The sequence below is a fragment of the Oceanobacillus picturae genome (assembly GCF_000612865.1).
Lineage (GTDB): Bacteria > Bacillota > Bacilli > Bacillales > Amphibacillaceae > Oceanobacillus_B > Oceanobacillus_B jordanicus.
On the sequence record NZ_CCAX010000003.1, the window covers coordinates 449,709 to 473,833 of the forward strand.

The 24,125-nt window shown below is 41.0% G+C and carries 20 protein-coding genes and 1 tRNA gene; 18 read left to right on the forward strand and 3 right to left on the reverse strand.

Translation table 11 applies throughout. From position 1 onward, the window contains the following. Positions 1-34: 34 nt before the first annotated feature. From mfd to BN988_RS16750, 9 genes are all read left to right on the forward strand, one after another. Positions 35-3,556, forward strand: coding sequence for a transcription-repair coupling factor (gene mfd, locus BN988_RS16710; RefSeq protein ID WP_036578215.1), 3,522 nt, complete (start codon positions 35-37; stop codon positions 3,554-3,556). 246 nt (positions 3,557-3,802) lie between these two features. Next, entirely contained in the window at positions 3,803-4,336 is a 534-nt protein-coding gene (gene spoVT / locus BN988_RS16715; protein ID WP_036578217.1) for a stage V sporulation protein T, read from the forward strand. 205 nt (positions 4,337-4,541) lie between these two features. After that, positions 4,542-6,146, forward strand: a complete 1,605-nt coding sequence (locus BN988_RS16720; RefSeq protein WP_036578219.1) for a putative polysaccharide biosynthesis protein — start codon at positions 4,542-4,544, stop codon at positions 6,144-6,146. After that, entirely contained in the window at positions 6,133-7,587 is a 1,455-nt protein-coding gene (gene yabN, locus BN988_RS16725; protein WP_036578220.1) for a bifunctional methyltransferase/pyrophosphohydrolase YabN, read from the forward strand. The genes BN988_RS16720 and yabN overlap by 14 nt, the downstream gene beginning before the upstream one ends. Then, a complete protein-coding gene (locus tag BN988_RS16730) occupies positions 7,584-7,844 on the forward strand; it encodes an RNA-binding S4 domain-containing protein (RefSeq protein WP_036578221.1) in 261 nt (86 codons plus the stop codon). The genes yabN and BN988_RS16730 overlap by 4 nt, the downstream gene beginning before the upstream one ends. Before the next feature lie 53 nt (positions 7,845-7,897). Then, positions 7,898-8,200: a sporulation protein YabP gene (gene yabP / locus BN988_RS16735; RefSeq protein ID WP_036578223.1), complete on the forward strand. Its 303-nt coding sequence runs from the start codon at positions 7,898-7,900 to the stop codon at positions 8,198-8,200. Continuing rightward, positions 8,197-8,790, forward strand: a complete 594-nt coding sequence (gene yabQ / locus BN988_RS16740; RefSeq protein ID WP_036578224.1) for a spore cortex biosynthesis protein YabQ — start codon at positions 8,197-8,199, stop codon at positions 8,788-8,790. The genes yabP and yabQ overlap by 4 nt, the downstream gene beginning before the upstream one ends. 5 nt (positions 8,791-8,795) lie before the next feature. After that, positions 8,796-9,176, forward strand: coding sequence for an FtsB family cell division protein (locus tag BN988_RS16745; protein ID WP_036578225.1), 381 nt, complete (start codon positions 8,796-8,798; stop codon positions 9,174-9,176). 119 nt (positions 9,177-9,295) lie between these two features. Beyond that, positions 9,296-9,682 (forward strand): S1 domain-containing RNA-binding protein, encoded by a 387-nt coding sequence (locus BN988_RS16750; protein ID WP_036578227.1) that lies wholly within the window; start codon positions 9,296-9,298, stop codon positions 9,680-9,682. A gap of 136 nt (positions 9,683-9,818) precedes the next feature. On the opposite strand, the gene BN988_RS16755 is transcribed toward BN988_RS16750, so the two are convergent. From BN988_RS16755 to BN988_RS16765, 3 genes are all read right to left on the reverse strand, one after another. Further along, positions 9,819-9,892: transfer RNA gene (locus BN988_RS16755), tRNA-Met, on the reverse strand. Positions 9,893-10,428: 536 nt separating this feature from the next. After that, positions 10,429-11,964 (reverse strand): DHA2 family efflux MFS transporter permease subunit, encoded by a 1,536-nt coding sequence (locus BN988_RS16760; RefSeq protein ID WP_051558062.1) that lies wholly within the window; start codon positions 11,962-11,964, stop codon positions 10,429-10,431. After that, positions 11,961-12,407, reverse strand: a complete 447-nt coding sequence (locus BN988_RS16765; RefSeq protein WP_036578228.1) for a MarR family winged helix-turn-helix transcriptional regulator — start codon at positions 12,405-12,407, stop codon at positions 11,961-11,963. Before BN988_RS16765 ends, BN988_RS16760 begins: the two co-directional genes overlap by 4 nt. 425 nt (positions 12,408-12,832) lie before the next feature. On the opposite strand from BN988_RS16765, the gene spoIIE reads away from it, so the two are divergent. From spoIIE to BN988_RS16810, 9 genes are all read left to right on the forward strand, one after another. Beyond that, positions 12,833-15,283, forward strand: coding sequence for a stage II sporulation protein E (gene spoIIE / locus BN988_RS16770; RefSeq protein ID WP_036578229.1), 2,451 nt, complete (start codon positions 12,833-12,835; stop codon positions 15,281-15,283). Positions 15,284-15,366: 83 nt separating this feature from the next. Continuing rightward, complete coding sequence (locus BN988_RS16775) at positions 15,367-16,098, forward strand: VWA domain-containing protein (protein WP_036578230.1); 732 nt, start codon at positions 15,367-15,369, stop codon at positions 16,096-16,098. Continuing rightward, complete coding sequence (locus tag BN988_RS16780; protein WP_036578334.1) at positions 16,073-17,011, forward strand: protein kinase domain-containing protein; 939 nt, start codon at positions 16,073-16,075, stop codon at positions 17,009-17,011. Before BN988_RS16775 ends, BN988_RS16780 begins: the two co-directional genes overlap by 26 nt. An 83-nt stretch (positions 17,012-17,094) precedes the next feature. After that, the gene (tilS, locus tag BN988_RS16785) at positions 17,095-18,489 is read left to right on the forward strand and encodes a tRNA lysidine(34) synthetase TilS (RefSeq protein WP_036578232.1); all 1,395 of its coding nucleotides are present in this window, start codon (positions 17,095-17,097) and stop codon (positions 18,487-18,489) included. 11 nt (positions 18,490-18,500) lie between these two features. Next, positions 18,501-19,046 carry a hypoxanthine phosphoribosyltransferase gene (hpt, locus tag BN988_RS16790; protein ID WP_036578234.1) on the forward strand — a complete coding sequence of 182 codons (546 nt, stop codon included), beginning with the start codon at positions 18,501-18,503 and terminating at the stop codon, positions 19,044-19,046. Between the two features lie 142 nt (positions 19,047-19,188). Beyond that, positions 19,189-21,210 (forward strand): ATP-dependent zinc metalloprotease FtsH, encoded by a 2,022-nt coding sequence (ftsH, locus tag BN988_RS16795; protein WP_036578235.1) that lies wholly within the window; start codon positions 19,189-19,191, stop codon positions 21,208-21,210. A 295-nt stretch (positions 21,211-21,505) separates the two neighbouring features. Beyond that, positions 21,506-22,279, forward strand: a complete 774-nt coding sequence (locus tag BN988_RS16800) for a type III pantothenate kinase (protein ID WP_036578236.1) — start codon at positions 21,506-21,508, stop codon at positions 22,277-22,279. 22 nt (positions 22,280-22,301) lie between these two features. Continuing rightward, a complete protein-coding gene (gene hslO, locus BN988_RS16805; RefSeq protein WP_036578238.1) occupies positions 22,302-23,171 on the forward strand; it encodes an Hsp33 family molecular chaperone HslO in 870 nt (289 codons plus the stop codon). Positions 23,172-23,202: 31 nt separating this feature from the next. Next, the gene (locus BN988_RS16810) at positions 23,203-24,111 is read left to right on the forward strand and encodes a peptidylprolyl isomerase (RefSeq protein WP_036578240.1); all 909 of its coding nucleotides are present in this window, start codon (positions 23,203-23,205) and stop codon (positions 24,109-24,111) included. The last annotated feature ends 14 nt before the right edge of the window (positions 24,112-24,125 follow it).

The following is a 24,125-nucleotide window of genomic DNA, read 5'->3' on the forward strand; positions in this document are numbered from 1 at the left end:
TTTTTGCGTTTATTCAGCAGGCGGAGGTTTAGGAATGAAAGGTATTAATAAGTATTTAAAATCTAAAGAAGATATCCAATCTATTATTAGTGGGATAGAAAGTGGCATGAAGGAACAGCTCGTCGCAGGGCTCTCTGGCTCTGCACGGAGTATCCTTGTGTCCATTTTAAACGAATCGACAAAACGGCCTGTTTTATTAGTAACCCATCAGCTTGTTCAGGCCCAGCAATTATATGATGATTTATCCGAAATCATGGAAGAAGATACTGTCCATCTATACCCTGTTAACGAGTTAATAGCCTCCGAGATAGCGATTGCCAGTCCAGAGCTGAGGAGTCAGCGAATTGAATCTTTAACTGCTTGGGCAAACAGAGAGACAGGAGTTTTGATTGCGCCAGTTGCGGCACTGAAGCGCTTACTCCCGCCCACACATTACTGGAAAAACTACCAACTCGAATTTAAGCTTGGTGAAGAGATAAAGATCGATAACTATTTGTCTTCCTTAATTGATATGGGCTATGAGCATGCGTCCATGGTTGCATCGCCTGGAGAGTTTAGTAGACGTGGCGGTATTATTGATATTTATCCTATAACAGAAGAACACCCGATTCGTATTGAGTTATTTGATGAGGAAATTGACTCGATACGCTATTTTGATGCAGAGACCCAGCGTTCGTTGGATACATTAGAAGACGTTACGGTTGGCCCAGCAACAGAGTTATTGCTTACACAAGAGGATATTCTATCAGGTGGGGAACGCCTTGAGGAAGCCTTGGCAGTTAGCATGAAGAGTCTGAAGTCTACTGAAGCAAAGGAAACACTCAATGAATCTCTATCTCATGATATTGATCGATTAAAAAATCTTGAACGCTTTCAGGAAATGTACAAATATATTGGGTATCTTTATCAAGAACCTGCTAGTTTATTAGATTACTTACCAGATAATGGTTTGATTATCATGGATGAAATGAGCCGTATTCAGGAAACAGCAGTAAACCTCGATACAGAAGAAGGAGAATGGTATAGCAGCCTCCTGGAGACGAACAGAATGGTGAAAAACAGTAAGTTCTCTTTTGACTGGAACCAGGTTTGGGACCATCTAGAGCACCAACGTCTCTACATGTCTGTTTTCCTGCGACATATACCAAACACGCAACCTCAAAACATTATAAATCTGTCATCACGGGCGATGCAGGAATTTCATGGACAAATGCATTTATTTAAGAATGAATTGCTTCGCTGGGAAAAAGGGGAATTTTCGGTTGTCATTCTGGCACCAAATGAAAAACGGGCAGAGAAAATTCATTCCATCCTTACAGACTATGACATTGAGGCATCTGTAACCAAGAACCTTGAACTACCTGCTGAAAAGCCCGTGATAACGGTAGGAAATATGAATGGCGGTATTGAACTGCCTATGCATAAACTTGTTTTAATTACCGAGAAGGAATTATTTAAAAAACAGACGAAGCGAAAAAGAAGACAGCAGAAGATATCTAATGCCGAGCGGATCAAAAACTATCAAGAGTTAAAGGTAGGCGATTACGTTGTGCACGCCAATCACGGAATTGGCCGCTATCTAGGTATTGAGACATTGGAATTAAACAATATGCATAAGGATTATATGCTTATTAAGTATTCCGGTGATGACAAGCTGTTTGTACCAATAGATCAGATTGATCAGGTCCAGAAATTCGTTGGTTCAGAAGGTAAGGAACCTAAATTATATAAGCTTGGTGGGAGTGAATGGACCAAGGTTAAACGAAAGGTACAGTCTTCTGTTGAGGATATTGCCGATGATTTAATTAAACTCTATGCTGAGCGTGAGGCACAAAGAGGTTATGCGTTCTCAGAGGATACGGAGATGCAGCGTGAGTTCGAAGCATCCTTCGCTTATCAGGAAACAGAGGATCAATTAAGGTGTATTGAAGAAATTAAAAGTGATATGGAACGAGAAAGACCAATGGATCGCTTGCTTTGTGGGGATGTTGGCTATGGTAAAACAGAGGTGGCAATCCGTGCTGCCTTTAAAGCGGTGGCTGACGGCAAACAAGTTGCTATCCTTGTACCAACAACGATTCTTGCCCAGCAGCACTACGAAACAATTCGGGAAAGATTCCAGGATCATGCCATTAACATTGAATTAATGAGTAGATTCCGCACACGAAAACAACAAACCGAAACAACAAAAGGATTAAAAAAAGGTACGGTTGACGTTGTGATTGGGACACATCGAATTCTTTCCAAGGATTTAGAATACCGTGATCTTGGACTATTAATAGTCGATGAGGAACAGCGCTTTGGAGTGAAGCATAAGGAAAAAATAAAACAAATGAAAACAAATGTGGATGTCTTAACGCTTACTGCTACTCCAATTCCGCGTACGCTTCATATGTCGATGCTTGGTGTTAGAGATCTCTCTGTTATTGAAACACCACCAGAGAACCGCTTTCCGATCCAGACCTATGTTATGGAATACAATCCAATCTTTATGAGAGAAGCTATTGAGCGAGAAATGGCCAGGGGGGGACAGGTTTTCTTCCTATACAATCGTGTGGAAAATATCGATAAGGTAGCAAGAGATTTAGGTACACTTGTGGGGGATGCACGTATTGCGGTGGCACATGGTCAAATGAATGAGTCAGAGCTGGAGAACGTTATTTTTGCCTTTTTAGAAGGAGAATATGATGTATTAGTAAGCACAACCATCATTGAGACTGGTGTGGACATACCGAATGTGAATACCTTAATTGTAAACGATGCGGATCGTATGGGGCTAAGTCAGCTGTACCAACTTCGTGGTCGTGTCGGACGTTCTAATCGTGTTGCCTATGCGTACTTTACCTATAAAAAAGATAAGGTACTTACTGAGGTAGCTGAAAAAAGGCTTCAGGCAATTAAAGAGTTTACCGAGCTTGGATCCGGCTTTAAAATTGCTATGCGCGACCTATCCATTCGTGGGGCTGGTAATTTGCTAGGCTCTCAGCAGCATGGTTTCATTGATTCTGTTGGTTTTGATATGTATTCACAAATGTTAAAAGATGCAATTGATGCAAGAAAAGCCGGTAAGGAGCTTGAGGATATCACGCCATTTGAGCCGGAGCTTGCCTTGAATCTTGATGCTTACATTCCAGAAACGTACATCCCTGATGAAAAGCAAAAAATTGATATTTATAAGCAATTCCAAACAATTGAAGAATCAGAGGATATTACAGAGTTAACAGATGAATTAATGGATCGCTTTGGCGATTACCCGGAAGAAGTAGAGAATTTATTTACTGTAACGAAGCTCAAAATGAGTGCGAAGCGGGAAAGAGTCGAATCGATAAGCGAAAAAAATACCAAAATTGAATTGCTTGTTGAAGAGAACCGCAGTCAACAAATTGACGGTGCCAAATTATTTGAGCTTGCAAATAATTATGGTAGGAATGTCCAATTAGGAACAGAAAGTAATAAACTGAAAATCGTCTTTAAAAGCACACAGGATTCCAAACATCAACGGTATGAGATCGTTTCGAAATTTATTCAAGAGTTAAATAAGCTTGATCGGGAATAATGGAATACGATTGGCTACGAAATGCTTTTATGCATGCGCCGTAAAGTTAAAAACACACAAAATGAGGAAATTCCTATACTTTTTTTCCTGTAGCTGTGAAAAATTGGTTCATCATGTATAGTCTTCCTAAGTTGATTCATACTAAGTTCACAGTTGGTGAATGATAACCCCGTGAGAAAAGGATTAACAGAAAAAAGAAATTTACTATCACCAATTTTTCACCATAGGAAAGTGAGGCTACTGAGAATGAAAGCAACAGGTATCGTTCGTCGTATTGATGATCTTGGAAGAGTAGTTATTCCCAAAGAAATCAGAAGAACTCTAAGGATTCGGGAAGGCGACCCACTTGAAATTTTTGTGGATCGAGAAGGCGAAGTTATTTTAAAGAAATATTCTCCTATTAATGAACTTGGACAATTTGCCAAAGAATATGCTGAAGCGCTATTTGATTCCCTACATTCACCAGTTATAATTTGTGACAGGGATGAAGTTATCGCGGTAGCAGGAGAATCGAAAAAAGATTATCTTAACAAAAATATTAGCCCTGATATTACAAAAATTATTGAAAATCGCTCCCCGGTCTTTGAAACAGAAAAAGGAAACATGGAAGTTATTGATGGAAAAGAATTTGAACTACATTCCTATTGTATAAGCCCTATTATTGCAAATGGGGACCCAATCGGTTGTGTGATGATCTTTTCCAAGGAAGAGAAAATAAGTAAAGTAGAACAAAAATCCATTGAAACGGCTGCAAGCTTTCTGGCCAGGCAAATGGAGTAACAGTGAGCAGAGGCACCAGATACAGGTGACGAAAACTATCTCGGAAAAGGCCCTATAGAGTGGACAGGTTACAATGTCACCTATAGGGTGCTTTTGTGTGTGCGAGTTGATCTGACAGGTTAAGACTTTAGTAGAGGCGGTTATTATCAACCTGACAGGTATGCTATAATAGAGAAAAATTTTACGGAATTAAAGGGCGTTAGTCATGAGCAGGAACGAAACGAATCAGCTGTTAAAGGGTGCTCTTCTGCTAACGGCGGCTGGCATATTCAGCAAGCTGTTAAGTGCGGGGTATCGAATCCCATTGCAAAATCTCACGGGAGATATAGGCTATTATGTGTATCAACAGGTTTACCCGATACTTGGAATAGTCATGGTCCTATCCTTGTATGGCTTCCCTGCCGCTATCTCAAAAATACGGTCCGAAACTGCTGGCAAGGCAGGCGGGCAAACAATACGGAGTTTTTATTTTCCGTTATTCCTTATATTGGTAGTTTTGAATGGTTCTTTGTTCCTTTTCTTATATATTAATGCACCGAATCTGGCAAGATGGATTGGGGATCCTGAACTTATAAGTACATACCGCGTCACGGCAATTATTTTCCTTTTTGTCCCTTTTTTAGCGCTTTTGCGGGGGAGCTTTCAAGGGGAGCAAAGAATGGCCCCAACGGCCATTTCACAAGTAACCGAGCAATTAGTACGCGTCACGCTACTTATTACAGCCGCTATCGTAATAAGTGTAAAACAACTTGATATTTATGAAATAGGACATGCCGCGGCAATTGCTTCCATTGTTGGAGCTTTAGCCGGCGCAGCTGTATTGTTTGTGCTCTTTCTGAAAGACATGCCACGGAGTAGGGAAAAGGAGATAATAGAAATCCCCTGGAACTATTATGTGCGGACAATGTTGTTGTTCGGAGCTGTCGCGGCGTTAAACCATATGGTCCTTCTCGTGATACAGTTTGCTGATACCTTTACATTGCTCCCAGGGTTAATCGAATCTGGTCTTGCTAAACAGGAGGCGATGGAGGCAAAGGGGGTATTTGATCGAGGGCAGCCCTTAATTCAATTAGGAACGGTTCTCGGCTCATCTTTTGCTTTAGCCCTCCTGCCCACTATTTCTCAGGATCGGCTAAGACAACAGCCGGCTTTATTTTACCAATACATGAGAGGGGCACTTCTTTTTAGCTTTTATTTGGCATTGGGAGCTACCATCGGCTTGGTTCTAATTTTTAGAGAAGCTAATGTATTATTGTTCCAAAATGAACAAGGGACTGCTGATTTGCGACTGTTGGTTGTTTCGATTCTTCTTTGTTCATTATCGGTTACGGCAGCGTCTATTCTGCAAGGTCTTGGGCATGTGAAAAGGACAGCTGGCTTTATCCTAGGCGCATTTTTTATCAAGTGGATTGCCAATCAACTGTTGGTTCCTTTCCTTGGTATTACGGGGAGTGCGTTGGCTACCATCCTAAGTCTGCTCCTACTGTGTGCTGTTACCCTATATGAATTAAAGCGCAAGCTTCCAAAGTTGAACTTGATGAAGGTCGTGAATTTACGGGCAATGCTGATTGCCATCGGAGCGATGGTTCTATATGTGCTCGGCATGCATGCGTTGCTAGCAGACCTATTTCAATCAAGTAGAGGACTTTTGCTGCTTTATGTTATATTTATCGCCATTACTGGGGGAGGATTGTACTTATTTTGTTTGTTACGCTTTCGGGCATTTAACAAAAATGAACTAAGTATGCTGCCATTTTCCACCTATTTATTACGTTTTTATAAAGGAAGGGAAAAAAATGAACAGAATTGATGTTATTGGTCTAGGTGCTGGAGATATTGATCAACTCCAGCTTGGACTCTACAAAAAGTTACTAAAGGAAAAGCAAACAATTTTTACCCGTACAATAGACCATCCCGTGATACGTTCACTAAAAGAAGATGGTGTGTCTTTCGAAGCCTTTGATCAGCTCTATGAGGCAGAGGATGGATTTCAACAGGTTTATCAAAATATAGTGGATACCCTACTTGAGCATGCAAAGCATCGATCACTTACTTATACGGTCCCAGGCCACCCGATGTTAGCAGAGAAAACTGTCCAGCTTCTCCTCGAACAAGGGGAGGTAGAAGTGAATGTACTAGGAGGGCAAAGCTATCTTGATGATCTATTCACAGCACTACGCATAGACCCGATAGAAGGGTTCCAGTTTGTTGATGGGACGGCTTTTTTGAGAAGCGATTTAAACTATCGGCAACATCTGCTATTCTGTCAGGTGTATGATCGGTTCATTGCTTCAGAAGTAAAGTTAAGTCTATTAGAGGATTTACCTGCCGACTATATGGTAACCATTGTGGAAGCAGCAGGCAGCGAGGCAGAGCAGATTCGCCAAGTTCCATTAGAAGAACTCGATCATGCGATTGAAATTAGTAACCTAACAAGTGTGTATGTACCGCCAGTGTCAGAAACGTTATTAAATCATACCTTCAATAGACTTCGTGAGGTTATTGCTGTATTAAGAAGCCCTGAAGGCTGTCCATGGGATCGGAAGCAAACCCATGAAAGCTTACGGGAATATGCCATAGAAGAAGTGTATGAGCTAATTGATGCCATCGACAATCAAGATGATGAAAATATGATTGAGGAGCTTGGGGACATTCTTCTTCAAGTGATGCTTCATAGCCAGATTGGGGAAGATGATGGATACTTTACAGTAGATGATGTAATTCGAGCTGTTACGGATAAAATGATACACCGCCATCCGCATGTATTTGCTGATCGTCACGTTGACTCTGTTGAAGAGGTTTATAAAAACTGGGAAGAGCTTAAAAAAGAAGAAAAACCAGGGGAGCGTACTTCCGTTCTAGATGGCGTTCCAAAGAATCTACCTTCACTAGCAAAAGCCGTAAAGCTGCAGAAAAAGGCTGCCAAAACAGGATTTGACTGGGATGAAGCAGAAGACATCTGGGCGAAGCTGACGGAAGAGCTAGATGAGGTAAAAGAAGCAATATCGAGTGATAATAAAGAAGAAATCGAAAAGGAATTTGGCGATATTCTATTTGTCATTGCCAACCTGTCAAGGTATTATAAAATAAACCCAGAAGTTGCACTAAATCGCACAAATGAGAAGTTTACTAGCAGGTTTGCATTTATTGAAGAACAGCTTGGGGAGCAACAAAAAGATATTCAAAAAGCAACCTTGCAGGAAATGGATGAACTGTGGGATAAAGCAAAGGAAAGAGAGGGATTGAATTGAGACTAGATAAATTTTTAAAGGTTTCCCGATTGATTAAGCGAAGGACGCTGGCAAAGGAAGTTGCTGATCAGGGACGTATTACAATAAATGGCGTTACGGCAAAAGCATCCTCAACCTTATCAAAAGGTGATGAACTTGTTATTAAGTTTGGCCAGAAACTTGTGACCGTAAAAGTCAATGAGTTAAAGGAAACCGTAAGAAAAGATGAAGCTGATATGTTATACAGCGTAATTAAAGAAGAGAAAGTAAACAGCTAGTTCTAACCTTGTCCCTCCTGTCATAAAGTAATAATGATAAGGAGGGTTTTACAATGAACTATTATGAAAATAAAGAAACTACTACGCGTGTACAAGCAGATCATGCGGTGAAAATTAATAATCGGAAGAACCTTGAGATCAGTGGTGTAAAAGAAGTGGACAGCTTTGATAATGAGGAATTTCTTCTAGAGACAGTGATGGGTTATTTAATTGTAAGAGGGCAGAACCTGCAGCTGAAAAACCTTGATGTAGGGGAAGGCCTGATTACCATTAAGGGTAAAATTTATGAGCTTTCCTATGTCGATGAGCAACAGCAGGAGAAAGCTAAAGGGTTCTTTAGCAAGCTATTCAAATGACCCTTAGCACGCAGTTCTTGACAATGCTTACAATGGTTTCAAGCGGTTTCTATCTGGGTATAGTACAGGACACCTTTCGTCGGTTTACACCATATTGGAAAAAGAGGGTTGTCCTCACCTATACCATGGAAATCAGTTTTTGGTTAACCCAGACGCTTATAGTGTTTTATGTCTTATTCCGAGTAAACGGGGGAGAGTTGCGTTTTTATATATTTGCAGCTTGTTTGCTAGGTTTTGCTGCCTATCAAGCCTTGGCAGCAGACTCTTATAAAAAGCTTCTTGAGCATATTATTCGTATCATGACAGCTGTCTATCGCTTTGTTGAACGATGTGTCATAGCGTTGATTTTTACCCCCATTAAATGGATCATAAAACTCCTCTGGACGATGACCTTTCATGTGTTTAAATTAATAGGGACGGTACTTTTATTTTTACTAACCGTTATCATAACGCCGTTTGGCTGGATATTCGGATTTATCTATCGGCTACTTCCGGAAGGTTTTAAAAAAAACATTCGCAAACTTGCAGGATTTTATAGTAAAATGAAGAATATATGTATAAAGCTAATGAAACGCCTGAAAAGGAGGTAGAAGCTTTGTCTTCTAACAAAGAATCGGTAGCAAAATTAAATTCAAATTATACGCAGCAATATGATGTTTACATACAAAGACAGAAGAGAAAGAAGCAACGTTTGGTCCGTAGGCTGGTATTATTCTCTATTGTTGTCGCCATTGTAATAGGAGGCATTGCTGCATACCATGTGAAACAACGAACGGTTTATGCGGAGAAGCTTGACCAATATGAGGAGCTTGAAAAGGAACTCTCAGTATTGGAAAAGAAAGAAGTGAACCTGAAAGAAGAAATATCCCTGTTAAATGACGAGGATTACGTGTTAGAAATAGCCCGTACGAATTACTTCTTCTCAAAAGAGGGAGAGCTTATTTTTAAGATTCCTGAGGAAGACCCCTCTTATTGACACACTTTTGAAAGCTTCGCTATAATATAATACAAAGCGATTGTGTTTTATGTAGCACATTAAAAACGAGGATGAAAGATTGCTCGTTTTTTTAAAATTTTAAGGAGGAGCATTTTTTTATGTCAATCGAAGTAGGCAGCAAGCTGCAGGGAAAGGTAACAGGGATCACTAATTTTGGGGCTTTTGTGGAGCTGAAAGAAGGCACTACTGGTCTCGTACACATTAGTGAGGTTGCCGATAACTATGTCAAAGACATTAACGAACACCTGAGTGTGGGTGATGAAGTTACGGTCAAAGTAATTAATGTCGGGAAGGATGGCAAGATTGGACTGTCGATCAAGAAAGCGAAAGACAAACCAAAGCGTCCGCAACGTGATACGAGGGAGCGTACAGAGTCATTTGAATCTAAAATGAATCGTTTCCTTAAAGACTCTGAAGACCGTTTATCCTCTTTGAAGAAACACACGGAATCCAAACGCGGAGGACGGGGTGCTAAGAGAGGATAGCAGTTGCTGTCTATAGACAATGCTCTATGAAGATATAAAACAGGAATCACCAGCTGTGGTGATTCCTGTTTTTTTAATTTATAACTTAGAAATGGCAAAATAAAAACCCCTCTGCATCATGCAGAGGGGTAAGTGATAGCGGCGGAGGGGATCGAACCCACGACCTCACGGGTATGAACCGTACGCTCTCGCCAGCTGAGCTACGCCGCCAAAATAAGTCAACAAAAAATATAATACAGCAGGACAGCCCATGTGTCAATAGATTTTGAGAAAAAATGATAGGATGCCTCCCATTTGAAGGAGGCATCCTACAATGTCGCACACATCACCCTTTCCTGATAAGGGTTTTGCTCTTTAACACGTATGGCCCATCATTGCGGGGTCATGACGTGCAAAACGCAAGGAAATCCCCGGCATAATGCTCATCAATGCGGTTATGATGTGCAAAACGCAAGGGAATCCCAGCGAAAAGCTTATCATCGATTCGCCCCATCAAGGTAGCTCGACTATAAATGGTCTTGCCGGCTAATGCCGACATACCCCTTTGCGGGGGCATGATTCCTTTATTTACAATGGGGATGCCCCATTAAAACCGCCACTTTGCGTGGCAACATGGAGCCACCTGGCATGGCCAGGCGCAGTCACTACGTGGGCCCGGAGGAACCGGGTTATGCCAACGGTGGCCCAGGACGGGCCGGATTTAGTTGGCGTTCCCTTGTTATGGCGCTCTACGCTTTTCTTCTTACTTACTTGTCTGTTTGTAGATTCGTACGGGCTTGCACTTTAGCTGTAGCTTTAGTTGCCATTTGCTTATTGTAGGCTTCGTCTTCTTCGACTGGTTTTGTCTTTTTGATAAAGAAGGAGAGAACGAACCCAATTAATGCAAAGACAGTTGCGACGGTAAAGGCATCGTTAATTCCTTCGATTGTAGCAAGGTTTTCGATAACCCCCATCTGTTTTTCTGTAGGCATCCCAGTAGCCGGCATAAATTCTGGTATATGCTTGGCTGTTTGGGCACTCATTACTGTAACTAAAAATGCTGTACCAATTGAACCAGACATTTGGCGTAGGGTATTGGCCATTGCGGTACCGTGAGAATAAAGTCGTCTAGGAAGCTGATTTAATCCAGCGGTCATAATGGGCATCATAATCATGGAAATACCAATCATTCGTGCAGTATATAATGCCATCATGGAGTAATATCCTGTGCTGTCAGTCAAGTTTGCAAAGAAATAGGTTGTCACAGCTGTAAGGAATAATCCAACTAGTGCTAATGGACGGGCGCCAATTTTATCAAACAGTTTACCAGTAATAGGTGACATGATTGCTGAAATTAGAGCGCCAGGCAATAGTAATAGACCAGACTCTAATGGGCTGAAACCACGGATGTTTTGTAAATAGATTGGAATAAGGATCATAGCTGCAAACATAGCCATGGTTACTACTACGCTGATAACCGTAGTTAGAGAGAACATATTGTATTTAAAAACGCGAAATTCAAGCATTGGTGTTTTCATGCGAAGCTGTCTTCGAACAAAGAAAAACATAATTGCCGCACCAATGGCGAGTGTCAAGATAACAGTAAGACTTCCCCATCCCTTTTCACCCGCACTACTAAACCCATAAAGCAGACCGCCAAAGGCGAACGTGGAAAGGATGATGGACTTAACATCCACTTTTGGATTAGATAGTTTGGTTACGTTTCGTAGTAAGAAATAGGCAAGGATAATATCGATTACGACAATTGGGAACACAATAAAGAATAGGACACGCCAAGAATAATTCTGCACAATGATCCCTGATAGTGTTGGACCAATAGCAGGAGCAAACATCATTGCTAGACCAATATATCCCATGGCTGCACCACGTTTTTCGATACTAAATAGGCTTAGGATGACGTTCATTAGTAGTGGCATCATAATTCCAGCACCAGATGCTTGTACGACACGTCCGGCCAGAAGCGTTGGGAATGAAAATGATAAACCACAAATTAGTGTACCAAGAGCAAATAAGGACATTGCTGTAAGGAACAAATGCCTTGTTGAAAACTTCTCCATAAGAAAAGCAGTTATGGGAATAAGAATCCCGTTAACCAGCATGAAAATTGTCGTTAGGGATTGTGCAGCGTTTGCCGACATATCCATATCTACAATCATGACTGGTAATGCTATATTCAAAAGTGTTTGGTTTAATATAGCAACAAATGCACCCATGACCATAACGAATATTATGGGAATTTTAGGTACCTCTGAAGCCTCTACATATGCTGAACGATCTTTCATTTTATATCATCTCCGATTAATTTCATTTTTTCTTGAACTAACTGATGCAAACGCAACAGTTCTTCTAAGTCTTGTTCACTAATTTCTCCTAAGGGGTCCAGCCGTTTAAAATATAGTGCATGCGTTTCCTCTTTTTTTTCTTTTCCGAGCGGGGTTAAACTCAGAACAATGGCTCTTCTGTCAGCTTTAGAATGTTCTCGCTGGATGTAATTTGCCTTTACTAATCGATCAACGGTAGTGGAAACAGCGCTCTTTCCACTATTCATTCGTTCGCATAATTGAGCCAAACTAAGGTTTGGTTCATCATCCAATATTTTAAGGATTTGTAACTGCACTACTGTAACACCAAGCTCATTGGCATGATGCCACATCTGTTTATGGAAGATATTGTGCATCTTGCGAAAGGAATACGTAATGTGCTTGATCTTTTCTTCGTTATCCATGCAATTCAACTCCTGGTTGTAAATTAGTTCATGCACGAACATTTCGGCATAAGAAGTATTATATGAAATAGTGAACACTTTGGCAAGGGGTTTTTACTAGAAATATAAAAGTAATTATTTTCTGTGAAAGGGAATTACGCATCTTACGTAACAAGTGAAGTTATAAATACCTCGTTTCGCCATAACCTCAGGTGATTCGGCAATGGAATTTCCTAAAAGCGAAATCATAATTAGGTGGTTTATGGACTACATTGCGCTATGTAATGGAATTACTGCCTGCAGACAAAAAACTTCTTACCTTGTAGAACTCTGCTGAAGTACTAAAAAGACGTCGAACGATTTATGGGACCTGCTCTGTTGTTTTGACAAAAAAAGAAGTCATAATGTGGTTTAATTAACCTCACTAATGACGGGAGTGGTTTTATATGAGTTCAATTTCTGGGGTAGAGCCTGGTGTATATGGAGTAGAGAATGGTAATAAGGTAAAAGTGCTTCGAAGGAAGGTCCATGCTAAAGTTTCAACGCTGTTTTTGGATAAAGGGCTACTCTACTACATTGTTGGATTTCTGTTGGGACGAGCTGTTATCCTTTCTGCAGTATCGCCTTTTGCAGTAGCATTTCTCGCAACGATGTGGTTCGTTCATCGAGAAAAAACAGCCAGATCGCTTCTCGCTGTTTTAGCGGGTGCGTTAACTTATTCAATCCCGCAAAGTATTTTTCTTTCTATTGCTATATTGTTATTTATTTTAATGGCCGGGTTTTTTAAGAAAGTCAAAAGGCAACAGATCCTTATTCCTCTATTTGTCTTTTCTTCCACAGTCGCAACCCGTCTATTTCTATATTCTCTTAATGGGCAGCTAAGCTCTTATGAATGGTTGCTACTCTTTGTCGAGGGGATTCTGGGAACGGTCCTTGTATTAATCTTTATGCAGAGTATCCCACTTTTATCCCCAAAACGTTATAAACCGAGTTTGAAAAATGAAGAAATTGTCTGTGTAATCATCCTTATCGCATCTATTCTCACAGGTACAATTGGATGGGAGTTATATGGTGCCTCGGCTGAACAAGTTTTGTCTAGATACTTTGTATTGCTATTGTCGTTTGTTGGAGGGGCGGCGATTGGTTCTACCGTTGGGGTAGTAGCGGGGCTAATTCTATCCCTTGCGAATGTAGCCAATCTTTATCAGATGAGTTTGCTAGCATTTTCGGGTTTACTTGGTGGCTTACTTAAGGAAGGGAAGAAGCCAGGGGTGGCTGCTGGTCTGCTTGTCGGTACTTTTCTAATTGGCATTTATGGTGATGCAGCTAATGTCTTACCATCCATCATAGAGTCATCTATGGCGATCGTCTTATTCCTACTAACGCCGGCAAGTATTTTTAAACGAATTGCCCGTTATATCCCTGGAACAGAAGAATACACGAAAGAGCAAGAACAGTATTTACAAAAAGTCCGCAATGTAACGGCAAAGCGTGTCGAGCAGTTTTCCGATGTGTTTGAAGCCCTATCGAAAAGCTTTAACACCATGGATCCACCCGATTTGGATGAAGAGGATTCAAAGCGTGAGACAGATTATTTTCTAAGCCAAGTGACAGAGAAAACATGTCAGACCTGTTTTATGAAGGAACGCTGCTGGCAAAAGCAATTTGATAAGACCTATGCTTATATGGAAGAAATGAAAGAGGATATGGCCGAAGGAAATGAGCCAAACCGAAAAGTAGCCAGGGAATTTGAAAATTATTGTGTGAAATCTAAGAAGGTAGTAGAAGCGATGAAGGAAGAAACGTCCTTCTTGGAAGCAAATAGAAGGTTGAAACAACAAGTAATGGAAAGCAAGCGGTTGGTGGCTGATCAATTACAAGGTGTTTCGGAGGTAATGGATGACTTTGCCAAAGAGATTTTAAAAGAAAGGCAGCAACATGAGCAGCAGGAGCTACAAATTATTAATGCACTGAAGCATATGGGAATCGATCTTGAAAAGCTCGACATCTACCGTCTTGAAAAAGGCAGTGTAGATATCGATATGACAGTTAGTTTTTATAGTTATAACGGAGAGGGATCTAAGCTGATTGCGCCTGTTCTCTCAGATATATTAAACGAAATGATTATCGTGAAGGAAGAGGAGATTTCTCCATTCCCAAATGGGTATAGTTACATTTCCTTTGGATCAGCAAAAGCTTTTGTAGTGGAAACAGGTGCCTCCAATGCAGCGAAGGGTGGAGGACTTGTATCAGGTGATAGCTTTACAACAATAGAGCTTGGTGCAGGGAAATACGCCATGGCGATTAGCGATGGAATGGGGAACGGAAAACGTGCCAGAGAGGAAAGCATGGAAACATTAAGACTCTTGCAACAAATTTTGCAGACTGGTATTCCAGAGAAAGTAGCCATTAAGTCGATTAATTCTATTCTTTCCTTAAGAACGACGGATGAGATGTTCGCCACATTAGACCTAGCAGTGATCGATTTGCACAATGCGTTTGTTCGCTTTTTAAAAATTGGTTCCTCACCGAGTTTCATTAAACGAGGAGACAAGCTTATTCGCGTTGAGGCAAGCAATCTACCAATGGGAATTATTCAGGAGTTCGATGTAGACATTGTGAATGATCAGCTTATGGCGGGGGATGTCCTTATTATGATGAGTGACGGAATATTTGATGGTCCAAAGCATGTGGAAAACACAGATATGTGGTTGAAACGAAAAATCCGTGAAATGAAGACAGAGGATCCGCAAGAAATTGCTGATTTATTACTAGAGGAGGTTGTTCGGACACGCGCTGGCGAAATTGAAGATGATATGACCGTGCTTGTGGCTAAGATTACCGAGAACAAACCAGAGTGGGCAGCAGTCCCTGTTTATCGTGACAAAGCGCAATAGAGTAGGAATACGGCTTATAAAAATGTATAAACCTTCCTTTTTCTGGCGATGATGTTACTGGAATAAACGGGAGGTAGATGGTTTTGAAAAAAGGTACGATAAAGCAAATATTACTCATAACAGACGGATGTTCTAATAAGGGAGAAGACCCAGCTGCTACTGCCGCGCTTGCAAACCAGCAAGGTATCACCGTAAATGTAATTGGGATTATGGAAGATACACACACAGAGGAGACAGAAGGGTTACAAGAAGTCGAGGAGATCGCGCAATCTGGTGGCGGGGTAAGTCAGCTAGTCTATAAGCAATCCCTATCCCAAACTGTACAGATGGTTACAAAACAGGCTATGACTCAAACATTGCAAGGCTTTGTAAACAAGGAACTAAAGCAAATTCTCGGCTCAGAGCAATCCATGGAAGACCTTGATCCGGAAAAACGAGGAGAGATTATGGAAGTTGTGGAGGATATGGGGGAGACATGTGACCTGGAAGTACTTGTACTCGTTGATACAAGCGCCAGTATGCATGATAAACTCGAGACAGTGAAGGAAGCTTTAATCGATCTTTCTCTCAGCTTAAATGCAAGAATCGGACGGAATCGGTTCAGCATTTTTAGTTTCCCTGGTAAACGCAAGGATATGGAAAAAGTATTTGACTGGTCTCCGAGACTTGATTCCATTTCCACTATCTTTCCAAAACTAACGAGTGGTGGTATTACACCAACAGGCCCAGCGATTAGGGAAGCGATGTATCAGTTTGGAAAGAAAACCTTACTAAGGAGCTTCAGGGATGATGAAGCAGGATTGGAAGAAGCATGATTCGGAAGTTAAACCAGGGATGTTCATTGAAGGTAAATGGCACAAAAAGAAATATCTAATTAAGAAAAAGCTTGGAGCAGGTGCAATCGGCTCCGTATACTTATGTGATGTCAATGGTCGCCCTGCCGCACTAAAAATTAGTGATAACAGCACATCAATGACGGTAGAAGTCAATGTACTAAAATCACTTGAAAAGGTCCAGGGTACTCGTCTTGGGCCTTATTTATTGGATGTCGATGATTGGGTATCCCCACTTGGGGCAAAGTATTCCTTTTATGTCATGGAATACTTAAAGGGAGAACCTCTGGGTACCTTTATTCAACAGCAAGGGAAAGAATGGCTTGGCGTTTTCATGCTCCAGCTTTTGGAGGATCTAAACAAACTCCATCAGTCTGGATGGGTTTTCGGTGATTTAAAGACGGAGAATCTGATGGTTATTCAGACACCGCCAAGGCTCAGGTGGGTGGATGTGGGAGGAACCACACAAATTGGTCGAGCAATTAAGGAGTACACAGAGTTTTATGATCGGGGCTATTGGGGAATGGGTACAAGAAGAGCGGAACCCAGCTATGATTTATTTGCCTTTGTCATGGTGTTCTTACATGTATATTACCCAAAGCGGTTTGAAAAAGGGGCCAACCCAGAAGCAACCTTAATGCGAAAACTGAATGAGGTAAAAGCACTAACACCATATCGTCATGTATTGAAAAAAGCGTTAATGGGCAAATACACTTCAAGTGCTGATATGAAAAGAGAACTAATACAGCTATTACAAAGGGTGCAGCAACATAAACAAACCCAAACTCGTTCCCAGAGTAGGAAAAAGATGAACTCGGGTAAACCGGTTGCAATCGAAATAGGCGGCTTAACCTTTTTAGCTGTTGGCTACTATTTGTTATCCCTGCTTTTATAGTCTATTCAACAGAGGGGCTTGCTTTATTCCCGACTAATTGTGTGATAGGATGAACAAAAATGGGTTAGTTGGAGATGCACATAATGAAAAACACAATCCTTTCTTTTATAAAGGGAAAACAGTTACTTACAATGAATGCTACCGTTCTGGTAGGGGTGTCCGGGGGTCCTGACTCCATGGCACTTTTACACTTTTTTAAAAGTTTGCGAAAGGAGTGGCAGCTTAAACTCATTGCAATTTCTGTGGACCATCAATTACGGGGAGAGGAGTCCTTGGAGGACCTTCACTATGTAAAGGAAATGTGCAAACAGTGGGATATTCAATTTGTTGGAACTTCTTTGGACGTTCCTGCGTATAAAGAAACATACCACCTTGGAACCCAAATTGCTGCAAGGGAGCTTCGTTATCAGTTTTTTGCTGAACAAATGCAGCGGTTTAATGCATCCTATCTAGCATTGGGGCATCACGGAGATGACCAAGTCGAGACAATGTTAATGGAATTTGTCCGTTCAGCAAGCTCAAACACATTATCAGGGATTCCTGTTAAAAGAACTTTTGCGACAGGTAGAATCATTAGGCCATTTCTCTGTGTCACTAAGAAAGAAATTGAAGCCTATTGTGTTGCAGAACAAATCGTTCCGAGAATAGATCCTTCTAACAATGAGATAAATTACACACGGAATTATTTTAGAAAACAAGTTCTACCATTAATAAAAGAAAAAAACAGTAATATACATACAACAATGCAGCACTTAAGTGAAACCCTTCAAGAGGATGAAAACTTCCTCCAAGTGGAAGCTAAAAATATGGTTAAAGAGGTGGTTGAGACTAATCTCTCCAATTGTGAAGCCATGTTTGAAATTAATAGCTTCAAGCAGTACCCCCGCGCTTTACAAAGACGTGCCTTTCATCTAATATTAAATTATCTGTATGAAGATTTGCCAAAGAACCTATCTTATGTACACGAAGCGCATTTTTTCTCATTATTACAAAGTGAAAAAAGCAATGTCCAAATTGATTTTCCCCACCATTTAAAGTTGGAAAAGTCCTATGCAAACGTACGGTTTTATTTTGAAACGCAACAGGAGCAAGGCGACACATTTCATAACATAATGGAGGTACCAGGGAAGGTTTCCTTACCAGACGGATCGACCGTTACGGCTGCGTCCGTTAACAAGTGTACAGAGGAGGACGAGCTTACATATTTTTGTAGTATGGATCAGGTAGCTTTACCATTACATATTAGAACACGGCAATTTGGTGATAAAATGCGTTGGAAAGGTTTGAATGGAAGTAAAAAAGTAAAAGACATCTTTATCGATGCAAAAATCCCAAGAAATGAGAGGGATACCTGGCCAATTGTAACAGATAATAATGGGGAAATTCTCTGGCTTATCGGCCTGAAAAAGGGACACCCCAAAAGAAAGTCGAACACTGCTTCGTATATTCAATTACACTATGAAAATGGCAACATGTAGGAGGAGCAAACATGCACGACGATATTAAGGAAATTTTAATCTCCCAGGAAGAGATCACTAATAAGTGTAAAGAACTTGGGGAACAACTGACTAAGGAATATGATGGGAAATTCCCATTGGCAATTGGTGTCCTAAAAGGGGCAATGCCATTTATGTCTGACATCCTTCGATACACGGAGGTTCATTTAGAAATGGACTTCATGGATGTTTCCAGCTACGGGGGTGAAATGAGATCCTCTGGTGAAGTCAAAATAGTTAAAGACCTTGATACAAAGGTAGAAGGCCGGGACCTGCTGATAATTGAAGATATTATCGATAGTGGTTTAACCTTAAGTTATTTAGTGGATCTGTTCAAATACCGTAAAGCCAAGTCCATTAAAATTGTAACACTGCTTGATAAACCATCTGGCAGAACGGCAGCAGTTAAAGCAGATATAGTTGGGTTTGAAGTACCAAATGAGTTTGTTGTTGGTTATGGCTTAGACTATCAAGAAAAGTACCGCAACCTTCCATATATCGGTGTACTTAAACCGAAAATTTATGGCGGAGAAGAGTAGTTTTTCTCCTTTAAATAGGGATCTAAAAGCGGTAAGAGCAATTCATGGATTAAACTGGTTGAATAAGGGAAATTAGTTGTATTCCAACTTTTTCTTATGGTACGATGTTATATAGTTTTTCCCGCTTGGGAGGAGGTAGGCAATGAATCGGATATTTCGCAATGTATTCTTCTGGGTACTCATATTTTTTGTCGTTGTCGGCGTTATAGGAGTATTTAACGGACAGAATGAAGAAGCAGAAGAATTTAACGTAAAACAATTTATGGATGCTTTAAACAATGGTGAAATCGAAGAAATGACGATGCAGCCATCAAATGGTATTATGCGTTTTTCCGGAACGCTTACGGATGATGACAAACAGTTCGTAGCACAAGTTCCAGATAATACAGATATAATTGCTTCGATCACCGATCAAGCAAATGAACAAAGTGAACTTCTAGTAGATGAAGAGGAACAACCAAGTGCTTGGGTAACTTTTCTAACTACGATGATCCCGTTTCTAATAATCGGACTGTTCTTCTTATTTATACTTAGCCAGGCCCAAGGTGGAGGCGGCGGTGGCCGTGTCATGAACTTTGGTAAAAGCAAAGCTAAAATGTACAGTGAAGAAAAGAAAAAGGTACGTTTTAAAGACGTGGCAGGCGCTGATGAAGAGAAACAAGAGCTCGTTGAAGTAGTGGACTTCTTGAAGGATCCACGTAAGTTCTCCGCTGTTGGTGCGAGAATTCCTAAAGGGGTACTGCTTGTAGGACCTCCAGGAACAGGTAAAACATTGTTAGCACGTGCAGTTGCCGGAGAAGCTGGAACACCGTTCTTCTCTATCAGTGGTTCTGACTTTGTTGAGATGTTTGTTGGTGTCGGTGCATCCCGTGTACGTGATTTATTTGAAAATGCGAAGAAGAATGCACCATGTATCATTTTCATTGATGAAATTGATGCTGTTGGTAGACAGCGTGGTGCTGGACTCGGCGGCGGTCATGATGAACGTGAGCAAACATTGAACCAATTACTTGTCGAAATGGACGGGTTTGGTGTAAATGAAGGTATCATTATCATTGCTGCAACAAACCGTGCAGATATCCTTGACCCAGCCCTATTACGCCCAGGACGTTTTGACCGTCAAATTACGGTAGATCGCCCTGATGTAAAAGGTCGTCAGGAAGTATTGCAAGTTCACGCAAGAAATAAACCATTAGATAGCACAGTGGATCTAAAAATTATTGCGATGCGTACACCAGGATTCTCTGGTGCGGATCTGGAAAACCTTCTTAACGAAGCAGCACTTGTGGCGGCTCGTTCAGATCGAACCGAGATTAATATGCTTGATGTCGATGAAGCGATTGACAGAGTAATCGCAGGACCTGCGAAGAAGAGTAGAGTTATCTCACAGAAAGAACGTAATATTGTTGCATACCATGAAAGTGGTCACACCATTATCGGCATGGTTCTGGATGATGCAGATATGGTGCATAAGGTAACCATTGTTCCTCGTGGTCAGGCTGGCGGGTATGCTGTCATGCTACCGAGAGAAGACCGTTACTTCATGACGAAACCAGAGTTGTTTGATAAAATTACCGGACTACTTGGTGGACGTGTCGCCGAAGAATTAATCTTTGGAGAAGTAAGTACTGGAGCACATAATGACTTCCAACGTGCAACAGGAATTGCTCGTAAGATGATTACCGAGTACGGTATGAGTGATAAAATAGGTCCGCTCCAATTTACGAGTGGCGGCGGTGGCGACGTATTCCTTGGTAGAGATATCGGCAATGAGCAGAATTATAGTGATGCCATTGCACGTGATATTGACCAAGAAATGCAGAATTTCATCAATTACTGTTATGAGCGCGCGAAAACCATTCTTACGGAAAACCGCGATAAGCTTGAATTAGTTGCCAAAACGCTTCTTGATGTAGAAACACTTGATGCGAAACAAATCAAAGCACTCTTTGAAGATGGCACGCTTCCTGAGCCAGAAGATTACGGTACGGATTCTCAAGATGTGAAAGTAAACATTCAATCTAAAGACGAAGAGCCGGAATCTTACACGGAAGCAAAAGAAGAGGTAGAACGTAAAGAAGAAAAAGATCGTTATATTAATGATCCGATCATGCGGGATAACAAACCTGCTTCCGGTGATGATGACGATAAAGAGAATAAATAAGATTAACTGATAAATGAAAGGCAGTCTTCCAATTTGGATGGCTGCCTTTTTGCTTATCTAGGTTACCTTTCTTTTACTGGTCCCTTTATGGTTTTAGGAAAGGAGGGAAATTAGTTTAGTGAGCCTATAAGAAAGCCTTCTCCATTCGAGTTAGCGAATCTAGACATTGCACATTTCATGTTGAATTATGTTATATTATAAGGTGAAATTGGGATTTTAGAGGTTTATCCCGCCTAAACTGGCAGTAACCCAACCAAAAAAAGTTTCACTTAATATAGAAGGGTCTGGATACGCTATGCTATTTGTACTGGATGTAGGAAACACGAATACGGTTCTGGGAGTGTTTGAACAGGACCAGCTTAAACACGAATGGCGGATTAAGACAGACCGTTATAAAACAGAAGATGAATTTGGGATGCTAATTAAGTCTTTACTTGATCATAAAGGGATAGCCTTTTCAGATATACATGGGGTTATCATTTCATCTGTTGTTCCGCCGATAATGTTTGCATTGGAGAAAATGTGCAAGCTTTATTTTAATATAGAACCACTAGTTATCGGGAAGGCAGATGTTCAATCCCACCTTAAAATGCAGTACCCGAATCCACACGAGATTGGAGCGGATCGTATTGTAAATGCGGTGGGCGCCATCACAGAATACAAGGGACCATTAATCATTATTGATTTTGGTACAGCTACAACGTATTGCTATGTGAATGAAAACGAGGAATATGTGGGCGGTGTTATTTCCCCGGGCATAAATGTTTCGATGGAAGCACTCTATAGCAAAGCATCTAAGTTGCCCAAAATAGAAATTGTACCACCAGAGCGTGTAGTAGGAACTTCAACAGTGGAGGCAATGCAGTCTGGTGTGTTTTATGGATATGTAGGACAAGTCGATGGAATAGTAAAACGTATTGAGAAACAACACAGTGTAAAAGCAACAGTTATTGCTACTGGGGGGTTGGCATCATTAATTTCCCATGAATCAGAAACGATAGATCATGTAGACCCTCATTTAACATTAAAAGGACTTTACCTGATCTATCAAAAGAATTACAGAGCTTAACGTACAAAAGGAGGAAAACAACATGAAGGATTATTTAATAAAAGCAACGGCTTACCAGGGGAAAGTAAGGGCATATGCTGCAACATCTACAGAAACAGTGGAAGAAGCTCGTGGAAGACATGATACCTGGGCAACTGCATCTGCTGCTATGGGGAGAACGTTGACCATTACAGCTATGATGGGGGCTATGTTAAAAGGTGAAGATTCACTTACTGTAAAAGTAGAAGGTGGAGGACCAATCGGCGCTATTATTGCAGATGCTAACGCGTTTGGCCACGTCCGTGGTTATGTATCGAACCCGCATGTGGATTTTGATTTAAATGATAAAGGAAAACTCGATGTAGCAAGAGCGGTAGGAACAGAAGGAAACCTAAGTGTTATTAAAGACTTAGGGCTTAAAGATTTCTTTACAGGAGAGGTACCGGTTATTTCCGGGGAAATTAGTGAAGACTTCACGTACTATTTTGCTAACTCGGAGCAGGTCCCTTCTGCAGTAGGGGCGGGCGTTCTCGTGAACCCTGATCACACTATTTTGGCTGCTGGTGGTTTTATTGTCCAAATTATGCCAGGTGCGGATGATGACATTATTACACGCTTGGAAAAGCAAATTGAATCTATCCCACCTATTTCCTCGTTAATTAGAGAGGGGAATAGTCCAGAAGAAATCCTGGAACGGTTACTTGGTCAAGAAGAGCTTAAAATTCATGAAAAGCTACCAATCGAATTCCGCTGTAGATGTTCGAGAGAAAGACTTGAACAGGCTATCATTGGATTGGGAAATGAAGAGATAGAAAACATGATTCAGGAGGACCATGGTGCTGAAGCAAGTTGCCACTTCTGCAATGAGAAATACGTTTTTACTGAGGAAGAGTTAAAGACATTAAAGCAGTAAAGCGAGCAAGGTACACAGGGGGAATTGAGGAATGTCCAAAAAATTATTGCTTAGCATCATCGTAATCTTACTCATCACCAATATCGCCTCCTTAACTTTTTGGAATAACGGGGAGCAAACATCTGTAAGCGAAGAGGATGAAGGTGTTCCTGCTATTGATGCGAAAAAACCAGTTGCAACCGTTGGTGATGTGGAAATCACTTACGAAAATTGGATGAGCAGTTTGCGTTCCAACCATGGAGAAAAACAATTGAAAACGTTAATTGACCACCAGGTGGTAAGTCAATTGGCGGAAGAAAAGGGAATTGAGATAGACGAGAAAGTAATAGACCGAGAAGTAGCAATGCTGACCGCTATGCAAGGTGTCATGACCAAGGAAGAACTTGATAAGGCAGAAGAAGGGTGGCGTAAGGATATCCGTTACCGTTACCAATTAGAAATGCTGTTAACGGAAGGAACCGAAATCCCTGAGGGAGATATGGAGAGCCATTATCAAACCTACGGAAACCAGTATAATGTTACACCATCTATGCAGCTTTCCCATATCGTAGTTGAAGATGAAGAAACGGCTAATAAAGTTGTAGAAGAGTTGGATAATGGAGCATCTTTTAACATGCTTGCAAAAGAGTACTCTACTGATGAAGAAACAAGGGATGACGGCGGCTATATGGGATACATTTTTACTACTAGTCAATTCTTCCCTACAGGCTATGAAGATGTAGTTGCGGATATGGAAGAACATTCTTATAGCAAACCTTTCGAAGTGGGAAGCGGTTATGCCATTGTTTACCTGCACAAAAGGTTATCAGCAATCGATTTTACTTATGAAGAAATGAAACCATATATTAGAAGTGAGCTAGCTATGCATGAACTCGACCAAACCCTAAATGCGAACCCTTTATGGGAGGAACTGGACGTTGAATGGGTGTATGATGAATAAACTACTATAGGTTG